At 66.7% G+C, this 18,403-nt stretch carries 12 protein-coding genes; 6 read left to right on the top strand and 6 right to left on the bottom strand.

Features of this window, described 5'->3' with window-relative positions; translation table 11 throughout:
* Positions 1-48: 48 nt before the first annotated feature.
* The 3 genes from glnA (at position 49) to CFE35_RS08100 (ending at position 2,380) form a co-directional block, all read left to right on the top strand.
* Complete coding sequence (glnA, locus tag CFE35_RS08090; protein WP_292929788.1) at positions 49-1,458, top strand: type I glutamate--ammonia ligase; 1,410 nt, start codon at positions 49-51, stop codon at positions 1,456-1,458.
* A gap of 193 nt (positions 1,459-1,651) precedes the next feature.
* Positions 1,652-2,134, top strand: coding sequence for a CHAP domain-containing protein (locus tag CFE35_RS08095; RefSeq protein WP_292929790.1), 483 nt, complete (start codon positions 1,652-1,654; stop codon positions 2,132-2,134).
* A 54-nt stretch (positions 2,135-2,188) separates the two neighbouring features.
* Positions 2,189-2,380 (top strand): hypothetical protein, encoded by a 192-nt coding sequence (locus CFE35_RS08100; RefSeq protein ID WP_292929792.1) that lies wholly within the window; start codon positions 2,189-2,191, stop codon positions 2,378-2,380.
* Here CFE35_RS08100 and CFE35_RS08105 read toward each other — a convergent pair whose 3' ends face one another.
* Positions 2,381-4,672 (bottom strand): EAL domain-containing protein, encoded by a 2,292-nt coding sequence (locus CFE35_RS08105; RefSeq protein WP_292929794.1) that lies wholly within the window; start codon positions 4,670-4,672, stop codon positions 2,381-2,383. It abuts the gene before it with no gap.
* A gap of 252 nt (positions 4,673-4,924) precedes the next feature.
* Between CFE35_RS08105 and CFE35_RS08110 the strand changes: the two genes are divergently transcribed.
* Positions 4,925-6,349 carry an aldehyde dehydrogenase family protein gene (locus CFE35_RS08110; protein WP_292929796.1) on the top strand — a complete coding sequence of 475 codons (1,425 nt, stop codon included), beginning with the start codon at positions 4,925-4,927 and terminating at the stop codon, positions 6,347-6,349.
* A gap of 65 nt (positions 6,350-6,414) precedes the next feature.
* On the opposite strand, the gene CFE35_RS08115 is transcribed toward CFE35_RS08110, so the two are convergent.
* The 5 genes from CFE35_RS08115 to CFE35_RS08135 all read right to left on the bottom strand — a co-directional run bounded on the left by CFE35_RS08115 (position 6,415) and on the right by CFE35_RS08135 (position 15,571).
* Positions 6,415-10,662 (bottom strand): translocation/assembly module TamB domain-containing protein, encoded by a 4,248-nt coding sequence (locus CFE35_RS08115; RefSeq protein WP_292929798.1) that lies wholly within the window; start codon positions 10,660-10,662, stop codon positions 6,415-6,417.
* Complete coding sequence (locus CFE35_RS08120) at positions 10,662-12,860, bottom strand: BamA/TamA family outer membrane protein (RefSeq protein WP_292929800.1); 2,199 nt, start codon at positions 12,858-12,860, stop codon at positions 10,662-10,664. Before CFE35_RS08120 ends, CFE35_RS08115 begins: the two co-directional genes overlap by 1 nt.
* A gap of 4 nt (positions 12,861-12,864) precedes the next feature.
* On the bottom strand, positions 12,865-13,731 hold the full coding sequence (locus CFE35_RS08125; RefSeq protein WP_292929913.1) for an arginyltransferase: 867 nt from the start codon (positions 13,729-13,731) through the stop codon (positions 12,865-12,867).
* Positions 13,732-13,930: 199 nt separating this feature from the next.
* Positions 13,931-15,163: a threonine ammonia-lyase gene (locus tag CFE35_RS08130; RefSeq protein WP_292929802.1), complete on the bottom strand. Its 1,233-nt coding sequence runs from the start codon at positions 15,161-15,163 to the stop codon at positions 13,931-13,933.
* A 48-nt stretch (positions 15,164-15,211) separates the two neighbouring features.
* A complete protein-coding gene (locus CFE35_RS08135) occupies positions 15,212-15,571 on the bottom strand; it encodes a hypothetical protein (protein WP_292929804.1) in 360 nt (119 codons plus the stop codon).
* Positions 15,572-15,677: 106 nt separating this feature from the next.
* Between CFE35_RS08135 and CFE35_RS08140 the strand changes: the two genes are divergently transcribed.
* Both CFE35_RS08140 and CFE35_RS08145 read left to right on the top strand, forming a co-directional pair.
* Entirely contained in the window at positions 15,678-16,586 is a 909-nt protein-coding gene (locus CFE35_RS08140; RefSeq protein WP_292929806.1) for an NAD(P)-dependent oxidoreductase, read from the top strand.
* Positions 16,583-18,310: an amidohydrolase gene (locus CFE35_RS08145; protein ID WP_292929808.1), complete on the top strand. Its 1,728-nt coding sequence runs from the start codon at positions 16,583-16,585 to the stop codon at positions 18,308-18,310. Before CFE35_RS08140 ends, CFE35_RS08145 begins: the two co-directional genes overlap by 4 nt.
* Positions 18,311-18,403: the final 93 nt, after the last annotated feature.

Genomic DNA, 18,403 nt, shown 5'->3' on the forward strand with positions numbered 1-18,403 from the left:
AACCACTGAGCGCCCCTGCATGGGCCGGGGCCAGTTAAAGGACCAGCGATGGCTACTGCAAAGGACATTCTCGCTCGCATCAAGGACGAGGAAATCGAATGGGTTGATCTGCGCTTCACCGATCCCAAGGGCAAGTGGCAGCACCTCACGATGGTCTCCACCGTGCTCGGCGAGGACGAACTGGAAGACGGCCTGATGTTCGACGGTTCGTCGATCGAAGGCTGGAAGGCCATCAACGAATCCGACATGATCCTGAAGCCCGACCTCGACGCGGTCTACATCGATCCGTTCTCGGCAACCCCGATGCTGATCATCTGCTGCGACATCGTCGAGCCTTCGACCGGTGAACTCTATACCCGCGATCCGCGCTCGACCGCCAAGCGCGCCGAAGCCTTCGTGAAGTCGAGCGGCGTGGGTGACACCGTCTACGTCGGCCCCGAAGCCGAGTTCTTCGTGTTCGACGACGTGCGCTTCTACGATGGGTACGACGGCAACGGCTTCCGCATCGACGACATCGAGCTGCCGACCAATTCCAACAAGGAATACGAAGCCGGCAACCTCGCCCACCGTCCGCGCGCCAAGGGCGGCTACTTCCCGGTCGCCCCGGTCGACAGCTGCGTCGACATCCGCGCCGAGATGGTCCGCACCATGATCGACATGGGCCTGCCCTGCGACAAGCATCACCACGAAGTGGCCTCGGCCCAGCACGAGCTCGGCCTGACCTTCGGCACGCTCGTCCAGACGGCTGACCGCATGCAGGTCTACAAGTACGTCGTCCACCAGGTCGCGCAGGCCTATGGCAAGACCGCGACGTTCATGCCCAAGCCGATCAAGTCGGACAACGGCAGCGGCATGCACACCCACATCTCGATCTGGGAACAGGGCAAGCCGCTCTTCGCAGGCAACGGCTATGCCGGTCTGTCTGACATGTGCCTCTACTTCATCGGCGGCGTGATCAAGCACGCGAAGGCCCTCAACGCCTTCACCAACCCGACCACCAACAGCTACAAGCGCCTGGTGCCGGGTTTCGAAGCCCCCGTGCTGCTCGCCTATTCGGCGCGCAACCGTTCGGCTTCGTGCCGCATCCCCTATGGCTCGGGCGCCAAGGCAAAGCGCGTGGAATTCCGCTTCCCCGACGCAATGGCCAACCCCTACCTGTGCTACGCGGCGCTGCTCATGGCCGGGCTCGACGGGATCAAGAACAAGATCCACCCGGGCGAAGCCATGGACAAGAACCTCTACGATCTGCCGCCGGCCGAACTCGCCGAAGTGCCGACCGTCTGCGCTTCGCTGCGCGAGGCGCTGGACTCGCTGGCCGCTGACCACGACTTCCTGCTCCACGGCGGCGTGTTCACCAAGGACCAGATCGAATCCTACATCGAACTCAAGTGGCCCGAAGTGATGCGCTGGGAAACCACGCCGTCGGCGGTCGAGTTCGACATGTACTACAGCGCCTGATCTTTCAGCGCTTGGTCAGAAAGAGGCGTCCGGGAAACCGGGCGCCTTTTTCGTTGGCCCGCAAGCCGATCCGCCCCGCGCTGTGATTTTTTCCACAGCGCCGCATGGACTCGGGATGAACGGTGATTGCGGCAGGATGAACGGAAGCGGCGCGGACTCCTCGAATCGCCCCTGATCCTTAGAGATGCTGCACATGCACAAGAACATGGTCGCAGCCCTTCTCGCACTCCTTTCAATGTTCGCCCTGCCTTCGGCGGCGAATGCCCGGCTGCAGTGCGTGGCTTATGCGCGGCAGGTTTCGGACGTGCAGATCAGCGGCAATGCGCGCGATTGGTGGGGCAATGCCGAAGGGCGTTATGATCGCGGTCGTGCTCCCAAGGTTGGTGCCGTGCTCGCTTTCGCTGGCACCCGCGCCATGCCCTATGGCCATGTCGCCGTGGTCAACAAGGTTGTCGATGATCGCCACATCCTGATCAACCATGCCAACTGGTCCGGCCCGGGCATGGTCGAGCGCGGCGTGATGGCGGTGGATGTTTCGACTGCTGGTGACTGGAGCGAAGTGCGCGTGTGGTATGCGCCGACCCGCTCGCTGGGCCTGCGCCCAAGCCCGGCCAAGGGCTTCATCTATCCCCGCACCGTGACCGCCAGCGCAGGTTCTGCTGCGAATGCCGGCTGAGGCCTGACGCGCTCTTCGCAATCCCGGCACTGCGATGACAAAGCTTTTCGCGCGATGAGCAGGCTCGTGAAAGCTGGTTTGCTGACCATCGCCGCCGGTTGGGCACCGCTGCTTTACGAAATCCAGTTTGGCCCAGCAGACAGCAACCCGCTCGGCTTGGGTCTGCTCATGGTCGGTGCAACCGCGATCGGCCTGCTTCTGCTGGTCATCGCTGGTTTGAAGGCCTTGTTTCCCAAAGCCAAGTAGTCACGAAGCCTGGCGCAAACTGACGTCTTCGTCCCGCTCGGCCAGCAGCGCGCGCGCTTCTGGCGCGGGCAGCGCGGCCCAGAACAGATAGCCCTGCACCAGTTCGCAGCCCGCCGCCTGCACCAACAGCCGCTGCACTTCGGTTTCCACCCCTTCGGCCACGACTTTCATCCGCAGCGTCTTGCCCAGCGTGGTGATGGCGCAAAGGATCGAATGAGCATCGCGGTCGCGTTCGATGTTCTGCACGAACGAGCGGTCGATCTTGATCCGGTCGAACTGGAACGAGCGGAGATACGACAGCGACGAATAGCCGATCCCGAAATCATCGAGCGCGACGCGGATGCCCATGCGGTTGAGCTCGCGCAGCACCCCGATCACATGGGTGCTGCGATCGAGCATCACGCCCTCGGTCACTTCGAACACCAGCCGCTGCGGGTCCATGCCGGTTTCTTCCAGCAGCCCCGCCAGCGTCGTCAGAAAATCCCCTGCCATGATCTGCAGCGGCGAAAGATTGACCGAAATGTCGCAATCCGGCCAATCGCGGCATTGGGTGAAGACATGGCGCAGCACCCAGGTGCCGAGCGGAATCATCAGCCCGCCCTGCTCGGCAATCGGCACGAACAGGTCCGGGCGGATCTCGCCGCGCTCCGGGTGGTTCCAGCGCAGCAGCGCCTCGAACCCGCCGATCACGCCGGTGCCGGTATCGACCACGGGCTGGTAGGCGACCGAAAGCTCACCCCGGCTGATGGCGATGCGCAGCTCCATTTCCATCTCGCGGCGCAGCTTGATGCTGGCATCCATATCGGGCGTGAAGCGGCGGAAACGGCCCCGCCCGCGCTGTTTTGCGCGGTAGAGCGCGATATCGGCGCGGCGCAGCAGTTCGCCCGGGTCTTCGCTCTGCTCCGGCCCCCAGCTGATCCCGCAGCTGATCGAAACCTCCAGCGTATTGCCCGAGATCAGGAACGGCTGGCGCATGAGCGCGATGATCCGGGTGCCCAGCCGGTCCGCCGCGCGCGCGCCCTCCTCGCTGGCGTGGAGCACGACGAATTCATCGCCGCCGAAACGCGCGATAAAGGCATCGCGGGGCAACGCCGCGCGCAGCCGGTGCCCGACCTGCCGCACGAGTTCATCGCCGACATGGTGGCCCATCGTGTCATTCACCAGCTTGAAGCCGTCGATGTCGATATAGGCGACGAACAGGTTGCCCTGTGCTTCGCCTTCGATGATCTGGGTGAGCTGCGCGCGCAGACGCTGCATGTAGTAGACCCGGTTGGGCAGACCGGTCATTGCATCGTGCAGCGCATTGTGCTGCGCCTGTGCTTCGCTGGCCCTGAGCTCATTGGCGGCCACGCGCATGCGCCGCACGATCACCGCGCCCCCGGCCACGACGCCGAGGAAAAACAGGATGAAAGCCGCCAACACCGGTGCCGTCTGCTGGAGAATCTTCGGCCCCGGCACTTTCGCGGTCCAAGTGATCCAGCCGATGCGCACGCCCGATGCGGTCTTGAGGGGAACCGCATTAACCCCGCGCGGCTGGCGTACTGCATCGGTGAAGGCGATATCACCCAGCACGAGATCGCCGCCCATCTTGGAGATCAGCGAGCCATCGAGATAGCGCAGCGTGGCCACATAGTTGGGCTCGCGCCGCAGCAGGCTGTAATCATTGTCGGGCACGATCGAGACGACGGTCAGGAACGCCGGTCGGCCATGGCGCATCACCGCCGTGGCGGCCCAGCGGTTGAGCGGTTGCCCGGAAGCTGCGACCGGCCAGTCGATATCGGCAAGGGGCTTCATGCCCGCAGTCCGTCCGCCCAGCGCGACGTTGCGCTTTGCCCGCGCGATCAGGTCTTCGACATGCGTGCGCACTTCCTGATAGCCGACGTCTTCCGAGGGCCGCCCCTGCGCCCAGCCATGGACCAGCCCGCCATCGGGCTTCACCAGAAACATCGCGTCGGTTTCGAGGTTGTTCCACACGAAATCGCCGAGGAAGTGATCGGCCCATGCCTCGTTGTCGCTGAGGACGGCGTTGCGCATGGCATCGTCCCAGGTCAGCTGCACCTTCTGCGCCGCGACGATCGAACTGCCGAGCTGATCGAGATAGCGGGTGACGAGCATGCGCTCGTCCTCGCGCGCCAGTTCGTCGGCGATGCGGGTCGAGCGCGAGAAGGCCGCCACCAGCAGCGCGGACAAGGCAATCAGCGCAAGGAACGTGGCAAGCGCAATCCACCCGGTGCGCAGATTGCGCACAGAAGGACGCGCGCCGGAGCCGCGGCTGATCAGGTCAAGACCCATCCGGCCAGACTTAAGGCGAGGATGGAAATAAACGGTTAGCGCGGCTTACGCACTGCCGGGATCGACGCCTCCAAAATGGAAGAATTTCGGGCCGTTGAGAGGGTCTGCATGGCCAGACCGGCCATTCATGGCAGCGGCGCCCGTGCCTGAGCCAAATCGGTTGCAATCGCGTACCGGACTTGCCATCCTCCCGCCCGGACGCCCGGTGCGTGACATTTCATCAACCATGCTAACAATTTTGGGAGAATACCGATGCGTGAGCATCTGCAGCACTACATCAACGGCGCGTGGGTCAACAGCGAAGGCGGCAAGCGCCACGAAGTGATCAACCCCGCCACCGAAGAGGCTTGCGCGGTCATCACGCTGGGCAGCCAGGCCGATGTCGACAAGGCAGTCGCCGCTGCCAAGGCCGCCTTCCCGGCCTTCGCCGCCACGCCGGTCGCTGAACGCAAGGCGCTGCTGGAGCGCATTCTGGCCGAATACAAGAAGCGCATCCCCGATTTCGCCGCCGTGATCAGCGAAGAAATGGGCGCGCCCATCGGCTTTGCCGGCACCGCGCAAGTCGGCGCGGGCATTGGCTATATCGCCGGCACGCTCGAAGCGCTCGATGGCTTCGAATGGGAACACCCGGTGCCGGGCGCAAATGCGCGCTTCGTGCATGAACCCATCGGCGTCGTCGCCGCGATCACCCCGTGGAACTGGCCGCTCAACCAGATCTGCGCCAAGATCGCGCCGTGCATCGCGGCGGGCAACACCGTGGTGCTCAAGCCTTCGGAAGAATGCCCCTCGAACGCGGTGATCATGGCAGAAGTGATGCATGCTGCGGGCGTTCCCGCCGGTGTGTTCAACCTCGTCAACGGTGATGGCCCGGGCGTCGGCGTCGCGCTCACCGTCCACCCCGATGTCGATATGGTGAGCTTCACCGGTTCGACCCGCGCGGGCATCCAGATCGCCAAGAACGCGGCCGATACCGTGAAGCGCGTCCATCAGGAACTGGGCGGCAAGTCGCCCAACCTCGTGCTGGAAGACGCCGATTTCGCCGCAACCCTGCCGAACACGCTGCAGGGCGTGGTCGCCAACACCGGTCAGAGCTGCATCGCCCCCACCCGCCTGCTCGTCCCCAAGGCGCGCAAGGAAGAGGCCGAGACTTTCGTGAAGAACTACTTCGCGGCGGTAAAGGTCGGCAGCCCGGCCGAGGACGGCGCGCATATCGGCCCGGTGGTCAACAAGGCCCAGTGGAGCAAGATCCAGTCGCTGATCGACACCTCGATTGCCGAAGGCGCGTCGCTGCTCGAAGGTGGCCCGGGCCTGCCGGACAACGTCAACCGCGGCTACTACATCCGCCCGACGGTGTTCTCCGACGTCACGCCGGACATGACGATCTTCCGCGAGGAAACCTTCGGTCCGGTCGCCACGATCACCACGTATGACGGCATCGAGGAAGGCATCGAACTGGCCAACCGCACGGCTTACGGTCTTTCCGCTGTCATCACCGGCGATCCGGAAACAGCCAAGGGCATCGTCGGCCGCCTGCGCGCAGGCCTCGTCGCAGTCAACCAGTGGGGCGGCGTCAAGGGCGGTGCGTTCGGCGGCTACAAGCAATCGGGCAACGGCCGCGAAGGCGGCGTCTACGGTCTCAAGGACTTCATGGAACTGAAGACCATCGCTGGCGCGTAAGCGCAGCTGATGTTCTGAAACATATGGCCCCGCGCTGCCACGGCAGCGCGGGGCTTTTGTTTGCCCTAGTAGTCCTTGGATGCCTTGAGGTTGAGGCTCTCGTCGCCAATGGTCGAGATCGTCCCCAGCAGCACCAGCCAGCGCGTGATGCGAAATTCGGCGGACGTCGCGCTGTAGCCGCGCCCATCGGTCACCAGTTCGACGAACACGCGCCGCCCGATATATTTGCCCACCGCGATGGACGTGCTGCGCCCGACCGAAGCATCGGCGCTGATGATGCGCAACCGGTCGAGCCCGATGGCATTGCGCACCTTGTTGATCGGATCGAGCCCGCCGCCGCTGCGGAAGGCGGCCAGCGCGGAAGCAAGCTGCAAGGCCTCGGGCGCGGAAATCTGCGTGATTGAGCTGCCGAACAGCATCCGGCTCAAGAGTTCTTCTTCGGGCAGCGCGGGAACCGAACTGAACGCGATCTGCGGTTTCAGCGCCGAACCGCTGATCGCGATCTTGGCGCTGACGCCGTTGGCATCGCCTTCAGCCACGATATCGAGCCGCGGATCGACCGGGACTTCACCGACAAAGCGGATGCGCCCGCGCGTGAGATCAAACCGGCGCCCGGCAAATTCATAGCCGCCGCGCACCAGATCGGCGCTGCCGAAGATTTGCGGATTGGCGGTATCGCCGCGCAGCCGCACGTCCGCGCCCCATTCGCTTTCAAGGCCCAGCCCACGCACATCGATGCGGTCTGCCCCGGCCGCGTCGATCAGATACTTCCACGGCGTGTAGGCCGCGCGCGGCGGGGCGATATCGGCGCGCAAGTTGCTTTCGCGCGTGGGAATCGCGGGCAACTGCTCGATCACGCTGGTGCGCCCCAGCGTCCAGCGCGCACGGTCGATATGAACGCGCCCCGCAATCGTGCCGCCAATCCCGTTGGAGACGATCCGCAGCGGCCCGGTCACTGTCGCGGCCATGTCGTCGCGGTTGATCAGCTGCGCATTGGTAGCCGCCAGCCGCAGATCCAGCCCGACCCCGCGCGTCGCCGCGTCGGTCAGATCGACCGTGCCGCTCCCGCTCACCGTGCCGCCGCCAGCGGTCGTCCCGCTGAAATGCGCGAGGCTAAGGCGCGCATCGGCAAAGCTGCCCAGCGCCTCCACCTCGCGCACATCGGAGCCGGTGAGGTTCGATTGCACGCGCAGCGCGCGCGTCGCCACCGCGCCGGTGATCACCGGGTGGTCGATCGTGCCGGTCACGCTCGCCGCCGCGCCGAGCGGACCGGTGAGGTCGATCACCTCGATCGCCGCGAGCCGCCACAGCGCTTCGGCCGGGCCGCTATAGCGCACTTCGGCCTTGAGAGTGCCCCCGCGCAGCCGCTCCAGCATCGTCCCGCCGCGCGGCAGATCGGACACCAGCGCCTGCACGCGCCCGCGCATCGCCGCGCCCTCGCGCGCCACCGCGCGCATCTGCAGCGCGCCCGGATCAAGCGAAGCCACCAGCGCAAGATCGAGCGGCCGCGAGGTGAGGACGAGGCCCGAGCGCGTGAGCCCCTTCACTTCGACCGCCGCATGGCCCGAAGGCGCACCGAGGTGGTCGTTCTCGTAATCAATGATGCCTGAAGCCAGCCCGCCCATGCCCAGATCGGGCAGCACGATATCCAGCACCGAAAGCGGCATGCGCGAGAGCATGAGCTTGAGCTTGGTCGCCCCGCCCAGCACATGCCCGTTGGCGATCACGCTGCCGCGCCCGAAATCGATCTGCGTCGGCTGGAGCCGCCAACCTGCGGCCTGCCCCTGCCCGGCTTCGTCCGGCTCGCGCTCAAGCACCGCGCGGCGCGGCATCGAGATGACGCGCCCGGCATAGTCCCCCGCCACGAATGCGACGATCCTTTCGGGCGAAAACGCGGCTGTGCCCTGCAGCGCAAAGCTCGTGCCGCGCCGCCCGGCGAGCGAGGCGGTGACGCTGCCCGAACCGTTGACCAGCGCCGCATCGGCTGCAAGCCGGCCGATAAAGAGCTTGCCCGCGCTGATGCCTTCGGCCTTGAGCGAGGCTTCGAGGGTGGTGTTCCCCCCTTCCATCCGCCCTTCGGCGGTGATGTCGGCCTTGCCGACCGCGATGGGGTTTTCCCCGCCGAAACGCGCCCCCCGCGCCGTGATCGCGGCCTTGAGTGCTTGCCCGGCGCCATCGGGTGCCAGATCGACCGTCCCGCTAACGCCGCCCCCGGCGAGCGCGAGGCTGCCCGTCATGCCCTGCTGCGCGAGGGCAAGGCTGCCGGTGATCTCGGTCTGGTAGACGGTGAAGCGCTCGATGCCGAGCCGCGCCGGGCCATCTTTGGGCGCGGTGAGCAGGATCCGGCCGCTGAACGGCCCCAGCCGGGAATCGCCGGTCGTCTCGATCCGGAAGCTGTCCCCTTCCGGGCTGAGCGCAAGGCGCACGTCCTTGAGGCTGGCGGCAGGCAGCGGATTGGCGAGCACGAGCGTCGCGCGCGGGCCATCCTTGGCCAGCGCGCCTTCGAACGTGAACGGCCCGTATTCAAGGTGGCGGCCCTGCCCGGCCAGCGTCGTCACACCGCTCACCTGCGTCCAGCTGCGCAGCGCCATCGTGAGCTTGGCCGAAGTCAGGTCGCCCCGCCGTACCAGCAGTGGCTGGCTGCCGCCCAGCGAAATCGCGCCCAAGACCCGCACATTGCCGCCGGTGAGATTGGCCAGCGTGGCATTGTCGATCCGCGCCAGACGCCCCGCGCCGTCGGCAGTGAGCAGCCAGCTCTCGCCGCCGCCAACGGTGAGCTGGATCCGCGCTTCGCCATCGGCAAGCCCCAGATCGGGCAGCGCAATCCCCCGTGCGTTGACCGGCCCCGAAAGCGCAAACCGCCCGCGCGCCAGATCGCCATCGAGCGTGAGCCGCGCCGACGCACCCTTGAGCGCCAGATCGAGCCGGTCTGACACAAGCTTGCCGCCCGCCAGCACCAGATCACCCGTCAGTCGCGCGCCCGGCAGGCGCGGATCGACCATCGCCTGCCCGGTCTTGAGCCGCTGTGCGGTGAGCGCCAAGGGCAAGCGCAGCCGCTTGCCGTCCCAATAGGCGGTGCCCGCAGTGCGCAGCCCTTCGGCCAGCACCGGCCCGCTTGCCAGCCGCGCTGCGCTCAGATCATGGATGATCGCCAGCTGGGTGAAGCGGCCATCGACCGTCGCATCGAGCTGCGCGCCGCCAAGCTCCACACCCGACCCAGCCAGCAGCAGTTCCGGCCGCACCAGCAGGGCGCGGACCTTAACCGCCTCGGCGCGGTTGTTCATCAGGTCGATTGCGCCTTCCGCCGTGCCGCGCAGCGTCGCCGCGCCAACGAACAGCTTCCCGCGCAGCACGCCGCCACCCGCCGCCGTGCCTTCGGCAAAGACGGCCACTTTCTCACCCATCGCGCGCCGCCCCGCCGCGCCCGGCAGATCGCCGGGGAACACCTGCCCCGCCAGTTTGAAGCGCCCGGCGCGGTTTTCCAGTTCGAACGCGGCGAGCGTGCGGCCATTGTCGGTCGCGGCGCCCCAGCCGTGCCATTCGGTGAAGCTGCCCTTACCGCCTGCGCGCGCCGCAACATCGCGCTTCACCCCCGTCAGCGCCGCCAGCAGCCCGTCCTTGGGCGCATTGTAGATGAAATCGAGCGCGAACTTGTTGCGGTCCGGCTCACTGTCGAGCCGCAGGCGCAGGCGGTCGCGCCCGCCGAGCCGTCCGCCCAGGCTGATCAGCGCGCGGCCCCGCCGGATATCGGCGCGCGCCGCAAAATCGATCCGCCGCCGCTCGCCCATCACGCCGCGTTCGACGACGAGGTTTTCTGCCGCAAGCTTGTCGATGCGGATATCGAAACCGGGGAGGATCGGATCGTCCGGATTGCCGGGCCTGAGGCGCGGCGCGCGCAGCAGCGTGGCCCGCTTCAGGATCAGCGCGCGGATATCGAGGCCCTTCATCAGGCCGCCGCGCGGATCGAGCCCGAACCATGCCAGCGGCCGCCAATCGAGCGTGGCCTCCGGGATCACCATGAAGCGGCCCTGCGGGTCGGTCAGCACCACTTCGTGCAGGCTCATCTGCCCAAACAGCGTGCCATCGATCCGCCCGATGCGGATGTGCAGGCCCGAACTGGTATCGGCGGCCGCGATCCGGTCTGCCACGAAGCGGTGGCCGAGCGGGGAATCGAGCACCACCACCGCACCCACCAGCGCCAGCGCCAGCAGCACCCCCGCGAGCACCAGCCCGCGCCCCCAGCCCAGCAGCCGCCATATCAGGCTGCGCTGGCGCGGTGCCGGCGGCTTCTCCTCGGGCGGTACGCTCGCCATCAGAACGCCTGCCCGAGGCTGACATAGACGCCGATCCGGGGATCACCCTTGACCGGATTGAGCGGCGTACCGAGATCGATACGGATCGGGCCGAAGCTGGTCTGATAGCGCACGCCCAGCCCCACGCCGACCTTGAGGCCATTGATCGTGGGCGAAGCGGTTGTCCCCACCGTGCCGGCATCCACGAACGGCACGAGGCTGACCGCGCCGCCCATCAGCCCGGTCTTGACCCGCGCTTCCAATGAGAATTCGGACAAGCTGCGCCCGCCGCTCGGGTTGCCCAGCGCATCGCGGGGGCCAACCGCCTGATAGGCGAAGCCGCGCACCGAAGCGCCGCCGCCTGCATAGAACCGCCGCGAAGGCGCGATGCTGTTCACGCCGGTGCCGGGGATCGTGCCCAGCCGCACCCGCTCTGCCAGCACCACGCCGCTGCTGATCGGCTGGTAGGCGCTCGCATCGAACTGGCCGCGGATGTAGCTCGACCGCATGCCGTTCTGCACCGAGATTTCAGGGCTGAACCGCAGCGAGACGCGCACACCGCGCGTTGGATCGAGCAGATCATTGCTGCCATCATAGGCCAGGCGCAGCGGCAGCGCGCCGATGAAATAGGTGGTGCGGGTGGAACCGGTTGCGGCGGGCAATTCACTCGTCGCAAGCAGTTCGACCCCTGCCGACCAGACCCACGCCTTCTGGAAGATCAGCGTGGTCTGCTTCTCGAACGTGGTCGCGAACGAGAGCGTGCGCGCGCGGAACGCGCTGGTCCGGCGGGTCTGGGCATAGAGATCGGCGGTGAGCACCTGATCGCGCCCGAAGAAGTTGTTGCGGCGATATGTCGCTCCCACCAGCTGCTCGCGCGTGCCGACGACGCCGCGAAAGCGCACGAGGCCTTCGGGCGGGAACATGTTGCGGTTTTCCCAGCTCGCCTCGACGCGCAGGCCCTCGCCGCTTGAATAGCCGATCAGGCCCGCGATGGTGCGCTGCGGCGCCTTGGCCAGCGTCACGTCGATATCGGCCACGCCCGGCTGCGCGCCCGCCGCAGGGGCTACCTCGCGCGGGGTGACGGTGACCGCGGAGACAAGGCCGGTGGCGAGAATCGCCTGCCTGAGATCATCGATGCGCGAGCGGCGGAAGGGATCGCCGGGGCGGAACCGGGCGATGCGCCCCAAGTGGCGCGAGGAGAGGTAATCGGGCAGCGAGCTGCGCACTTGCCCGATGACATATTGCCCGCCCGCAGTGACCGGCAGGGTAAGATCACCGATGCGCAGCGCATGATCGATGGCCAGATCGGGCTGGCCCACTTGCGCAAAGGCATGGCCGCCCTCGCCCAGCGCGGCGATCAGGTTGTCGCGTTCCGCCACGATCCGGTCGGAATTGACCGGATCGCCAGGCGCCAGCGCGAAGGCGCGGGCCAGCGCCGCCGTATCGCGCGCAACGCCGATATCGCCCAGCGCAATCCGCGCCAGCGTGTAGCGCGGCCCGGGGCGCACATCGAAACGCACGCCCACTTTCCTGAGGTCGATCGCCGGGGCCGCGCCGCTGCCTTCGGCGGGTGCGGCATAGCCGGTCGTGCTTTGGAACACTTCGGCGTCGTAGTAGCCGTAGACCCGGAGCACCTGCTGCAGCAGATCGGTATCCTGCCGCGCGCGCCGGGTCAGCTGGGCGAGGTTGTCTTCCTCGTTGCCGAACTTGCGCAGCGAGGCGAGCGCGCCGAAACGGTCTGTCACCGCCGCGCGTTCGGGCAAGGCCTCAAGCTCTGGCGGGAATGCCAGCGCGAGCTGCGGCGTGATCGCAAACAGGCTTGCGCCCGGGATCAGGCCGATGCCGCGCCCGCTGCCCGGGTCCGAATCGGTGGTCAGCGCATCGCCCGCAAGCTTGGCCTCCTCGGCCGCCGCAGCGATATCGGCATCGGGGGTGAGCGGTTCGATCGGCGGCAGTTCCGCCGCATCGGGCCAGGCCAGCGTGATCGCGGGAATGCCGGTCAGCGGCGCAATGGCATCGGGCGAGAGCAGCGTGGCCGGATCCGGCACGGCGACTTTGGCGGCCTCGGTCTGGTTGGCCCAGGCCTTGGGATCGTCCATCGCGGAATCGGGGATCAGGTCTTCCAGCGCCTGATCCGCGCTGCGCGACTGGGCGTGCGCCAATTGCGGCAGGGCGGCGATGATCGGGGCCAGGATGAGGACCAGAAACCCGGCCCGCATGCCCTCAACTGTGGCGGTATTGGGCCTGCGCGGCAGCGAGACCGTCCTTGCCGGTATCGTCCGCGATTCGGCGGTCGGCCCCGTTCGCGGTCGCGGCGCGGCCAATCGCGCGGGCCTGCTCATCGGGGTCAAAGCGTTCCCATCCTTCGCGGCCCAACCGTTCCAGCGGGCGATAGCGCACCTTGTACTGCATCCGCGCCGATCCTTCGACCCAATATCCGAGATAGACATAGGGCAGACCGATCCGCGCAGCATGGAGGATGTGGTCCAGAATGATGAAATTGCCAAGCCCCCGGCGGCCACTGCCTTCTCCACTCGCCTCATCGGGCTCGTAGAAGCTGTAGATCATCGAAAGACCATCGCCCTGCCGGTCGGTCAGGCAGGCGCCGACGAGCTTGCCCGGCCTGCCATCCACCGACGGCTCGCGATATTCGATGACGAAAGTGCTGACCGGCGTGTGCTCGACCATGTCGGCAAAGTCCATCTCGTCCATCGAAGCCATGCCGCCGCCGGGATGGCGCGCGGCCAGATAGCGCTGGAGCAGCTCGAACTGCTCGGGCGTCGACCACGGCTTGCAGGCTGAGACGACGAGATCGCCGTTGCGCCGCAAGTTCTTGCGCTGCGTGGCCGAGGGCACGAATTCGCCCGCCACCACGCGCACCGAAATGCAGGACGAACATTCGATGCAGCTGGGGCGATAGGCCACCGTCTGGCTGCGGCGAAAACCGATCCGGCCAAGCGCATCGTTGAGCTCGTCGGCATTCGGCCCCTTGAGCTCGGTGAACACCTTGCGCTCCGTCTTGCCCGGCAGATAGGGGCACGGGCTTGGGCTCGTCACGAAGAAACGGGGGAAGCGGACGGGCGCAGTCACGGCCTGGGCGGTATCCTTGTCCGCCTCCGGACCATCCGGCGGCGCTGACAGGAAGAACATGCCCCACCCGCGCGTTTGGTGAAAGAGCGATTAACCAACAAAGGTAGTTAATAAGCAAGGATTTCGCATTGCTGCTGCGCAGGGTCCGGGCCGCGTACCGAAACGGGATGCGCCGCAGCCGGGATATGAACAAAGAGCGTTAACCCAGCTCCACTTGCGTCACGTCATAGCCCTTGGCGCGCAGGCTCGCGACGAGCAGGTCGATCTGCTCGCGGTCGCGCGCCTCGCATTCAATCTCGGCGGTAAGGCCCTTGGCCGGCAGCGAGGTGAAGATGCGGTTGTGCCAGACTTCCAGAATGTTGACCTGATGGCGGTTGAAATCCTCCACCACCTTGAACAGCGCGCCGGGGCGATCCTGCAAGGTCAGCCGCAGCCGCGCGAGGCGGCCCGAGCGCGCCAGATCGCGCAGCAGCACATTGGCGAGCAGGCGCGTATCGATATTGCCGCCGCACAGCACGAGGCCGATCTTGCGCCCGGCAAAGCGCTTGCGGTGGGTCATCACCGCGGCGAGCCCGGCAGCGCCCGCGCCTTCCACCACGGTCTTCTCGATCTGCAACAGCAGCGCGACCGCGGTTTCAAGGGCAGGTTCGCTCACCAGCACGATATCGTCGGCAATCTTCTTCAGCACCGCCGAAGTGAACGTGCCCGGCTCCTTCACCGCGATGCCTTCAGCGATGGTATCCCCGCCGCAGGGCAGATCCAGCCCCTTGAGCTTGGCGTACATCGAGGGGAACAGCGTGGCCTGCACCCCGATCAGCCCGATCGAGGGCTTGATCCCGCGCGCGGCGGTGCCCATGCCGCTGAATAGCCCGCCGCCTCCGATCGGCACGACCAGCGTTTCCAGTTCGGGCACATCTTCCAGCATTTCGAGCGCAACGGTGCCCTGCCCGGCGGCCACTTGCGGATCATCGAACGGGTGGACGAAGGTCATGCCGCGTTCGGCCTCCAGAAGCCGCGCGTGGGCATAAGCCTCGTCGAAGGTCTCGCCTTCCAGCACGACCGTTCCGCCGACGCTTTCGGTCTGCATGATCTTCACGGTCGGCGTGGTGCGCGGCATCACGATGGTGACGGGCATGCCCAGCCGCGTGCCGTGATACGACAGCCCCTGCGCATGGTTGCCCGCCGAAGCCGCGATCACGCCCTTGGCGCGCTGCTCCTCGGTCAGCTGCAGCAGCGCGTTGAGCGCGCCGCGTTCCTTGTAGGCGGCGGTGAACTGCAGGTTCTCGAACTTCAGCCAGATTTCCGCGCCGGTAATCTCGCTCAGCGTCTTGCTGTACATCGTGGGCGTGCGCACCACTTGCCCGGCAATGCGGGCGGCGGCGGCACGCACGTCGTCAAGGGTCAGCAGGGCGGCGGGAGCGGTGGTGGTCATGGCCCCGCCCCTAATCGAAACCTGCCCACAAGGGAACCGCCGAAGCGTTCAGCGTTTGCGGCGCGGCAGCTTGAGCATTTCGAGCAGGACAAGCACGGCGATGATGGCCAGCGCATCGGCGATCCAGTCGCTGATATCGCAATCGCGGTGCAGCGCGGGTATCGCCTGCAGCACTTCCACCAAGGCGCCCAGAAACGAGAGCCGCTCTGCCAGATGCAGCCGGGGAAAGCGCGGAAAGGCCAATGCGCCGAAGAAGGCCAGCGTCCCGAAGGCCAGCATGTGCTGCGCCTTGTCGCTCATTTCGGGCAAGTGCGGCGGGTGCGGGATCAGCGCCAGCGTCACCGCCCCGGCGAGGCAGCCCCAGAAGGCAACAGTGGCAAGAGCGGTGATTCTATTGCGTCGCAGCATGGCGCAGGGGCTAGCCTCGCTGCACGCAGCCACACAAGCCGCAATTGCATCCGGCCCCGCGCGATGGGGGCTGGCAGCGCGCGGCAAAGCGGCTAGAACCTGCGGCATGACAGACGTAACCACTCAGCCGCTCAACGTTTCCTTCCTCGGTCTTGGCGTGATGGGCGGGGCGATGGCCCGCCATCTCGGCACCGCAGGCCACGCCCTCACCATCTACAACCGCACCCCGGCCCGCGCTGAAGCGTGGCAGGCCGCGCATCCGGGGCTTGCCGCGCGGGTTGCCACCAGCCCGGCGGAAGCGGCGGAAGGCGCGGATGTGGTCATCACTTGCGTTGGCAATGATGATGATCTGTCAGACGTGGTACTCAGCCCGATGGGCGCGTTTTCCACTTTGCGCCGGGGCGCGCTGTTCATCGATCATACCACCGTTTCGGCCCGGATTGCCCGCCAGATCGCGGTGGAAGGCCGCGACAAGGAGTTGCTCTGCGTCGATGCGCCCGTCACCGGCGGGCAATCGGGCGCGGAGGCGGGCACGCTTTCGATCATGTGCGGCGGCAGTGCCAAGGCCGTGGATGCCGCGCGCCCCGTGCTCGCCGCTTATGCCAAGCGCGTGACTCATGTGGGCAAGCCGGGCGCAGGGCAGACCGCCAAGATGGCCAACCAGATGTGCATCGCCGGGGCCATTGCGGGTCTTGCCGAGGCGATCCGCTTCGCGCAGGCCGCGCGGCTCGATCTGGACAAGGTGTTCGAGGCGATTTCCGGCGGTGCCGCGCAATCGTGGCAGATGGACAACCGCTGGCACACGATGGCCAAGGATGAGTTCGACTTCGGCTTCGCGGTGGACTGGATGCGCAAGGATCTCGGCCTTGCGATCGAGGAAGCGCGCGGCGTGGGGGCCAGCGTCCCCGTCACCGGACTGATCGACCAGTTCTATGCCGATGTGCAGGCGCTTGGCGGCGGGCGGCAGGACACCAGCGCGCTGATCCGCCGCCTGCCGCGCCGGGGCAATGCATGATGGCGCGCCCAGCCCTTTTCGCCGCGCTGGCCGTCCTCGTCACCGCCCCCGCCGCCTCAGAAACAGCTTGGGCCGACACCCTCGTCGACAATGTGCAGGGCCAGACCATCGGCGCCGACGGCCATGTCGAACGCTTCAAGGCCATGGTATTCGATGATGCCGGGGTGGTGAAATCGCTGATCCACGAAGGCGAGAAGACGCCGAAGAAGGGCTTCCAGTACCGCATCGACGGCAAGGGCCGCATCATGCTTCCGGGCATGATCGACGCGCATGTCCACGTGATGGGCACTGGCTTTGCCGCGCTGACGCTGGACCTGTCCGATACGAAGAGCCTGAGCGAGGCACTCGCAAAAATCGCAGACTATGCCAAGGCGCACCCGGATCGTCCGTGGCTGCTGGGCGGCGGCTGGAACCAGGAACGCTGGAACCTGGGCCGCTTCCCCACCGCTGCCGAACTCGATGCCGTGGTGGCAGACCGACCCGTCTGGCTCGAACGCGCGGACGGCCATGCCAATTGGGCCAACAGCGCCGCGCTCAAGGCAGGCGCCGTTACCGCCGCCACGCAGGCCCCGGCTGGAGGCGAGATCATTCGACTCGCCGATGGCACCCCCGCAGGCGTGCTGGTGGACAATGCCCGGCCGCTGATCGAAAAGCTCGTCCCGCCGCCTACCGCGCGCGACTACGACACCGCCTTCGCACTCGCCCAGCAGGATTTCTATCGCCGCGGCCTCACCGCTGTCGCGGACATGGGCGCGACCATGGAAGACTGGCAGACCTTCCGTCGCGCCGGTGATGCCAACACGCTTTATGTGCGCATCATGGTTTATGGCGCGGGGATCGATAACACGATCCGCATCGGCGGCCCGGGGCCGACGCCTTGGCTCTATGCCGATAGGTTGCGACTCAATGGCATCAAGCTCCTGCTCGATGGGGCGCTCGGTTCGCGCGGGGCATGGCTGAAGGCGCCTTATCACGACCGGCCCGAAACCCGCGGCCTGCCCAACTTCACGCAGACGCAGCTTGGCAACCTGATGAGCCGCGCCGCGATGGACAACTATCAGATCGCCGTCCACGCGATTGGCGACGAGGCGAATGCCGTGCTGCTGGGTGCGATGGAAGACCTCTCGCAGACCTACAAGGGTGATCGACGCTGGCGGATCGAGCACGCGCAAGTGATCGATGCACCCGATTGGCCGGTGGCTGCGCGCGTCGCCAAATCGGTCGGCCTCATCGCCTCGATGCAGCCGATCCACCAGACCTCGGACCGCCTGATGGCCGAAGCACGGCTCGGGCCGGAGCGGCTGGCAGGTGCCTATGCCTGGGCTACGGCCAAGGCGAACGGTGCATCGCTCGCATTCGGCTCGGACACCCCGGTAGAGCGCGCCGATCCGTGGGCCGGTTTTGCGGCCGCGATCAGCCGGATCGATGAAAATGGCCAGCCCGCTGGCGGCTGGCAGCCGCAGGAACGCGTCACCCGCGAAACCGCGCTGGCGGCCTATACAGCGGATGCCGCTTACGCGGGCTTTGCCGAGAAACGCTTCGGCCGCCTCGCCCCTGGCCTGCGCGCCGATTTCATCTTCGTCGACACCGATCCGATGACCGCCACTCCGTCCGCCATCCGCCAGACCAAGGTGCTCGAAACGTGGGTCGGCGGCGGCAAAGTGTGGGATGCGGCAACGCCGGAAGGCGGCACCCAAAGCGCCGCGCCCGCGCCCAAGCGTTGATTGCCGCACATTCCGCCCAATCCGGATCACCGTGATGGGTCGGAATGTGACCCAAGCCACAACCGAAGCAATTCCCTGTCGTCATAACGTGAC

The sequence above is a fragment of the Novosphingobium sp. PASSN1 genome (genome assembly GCF_002278815.1).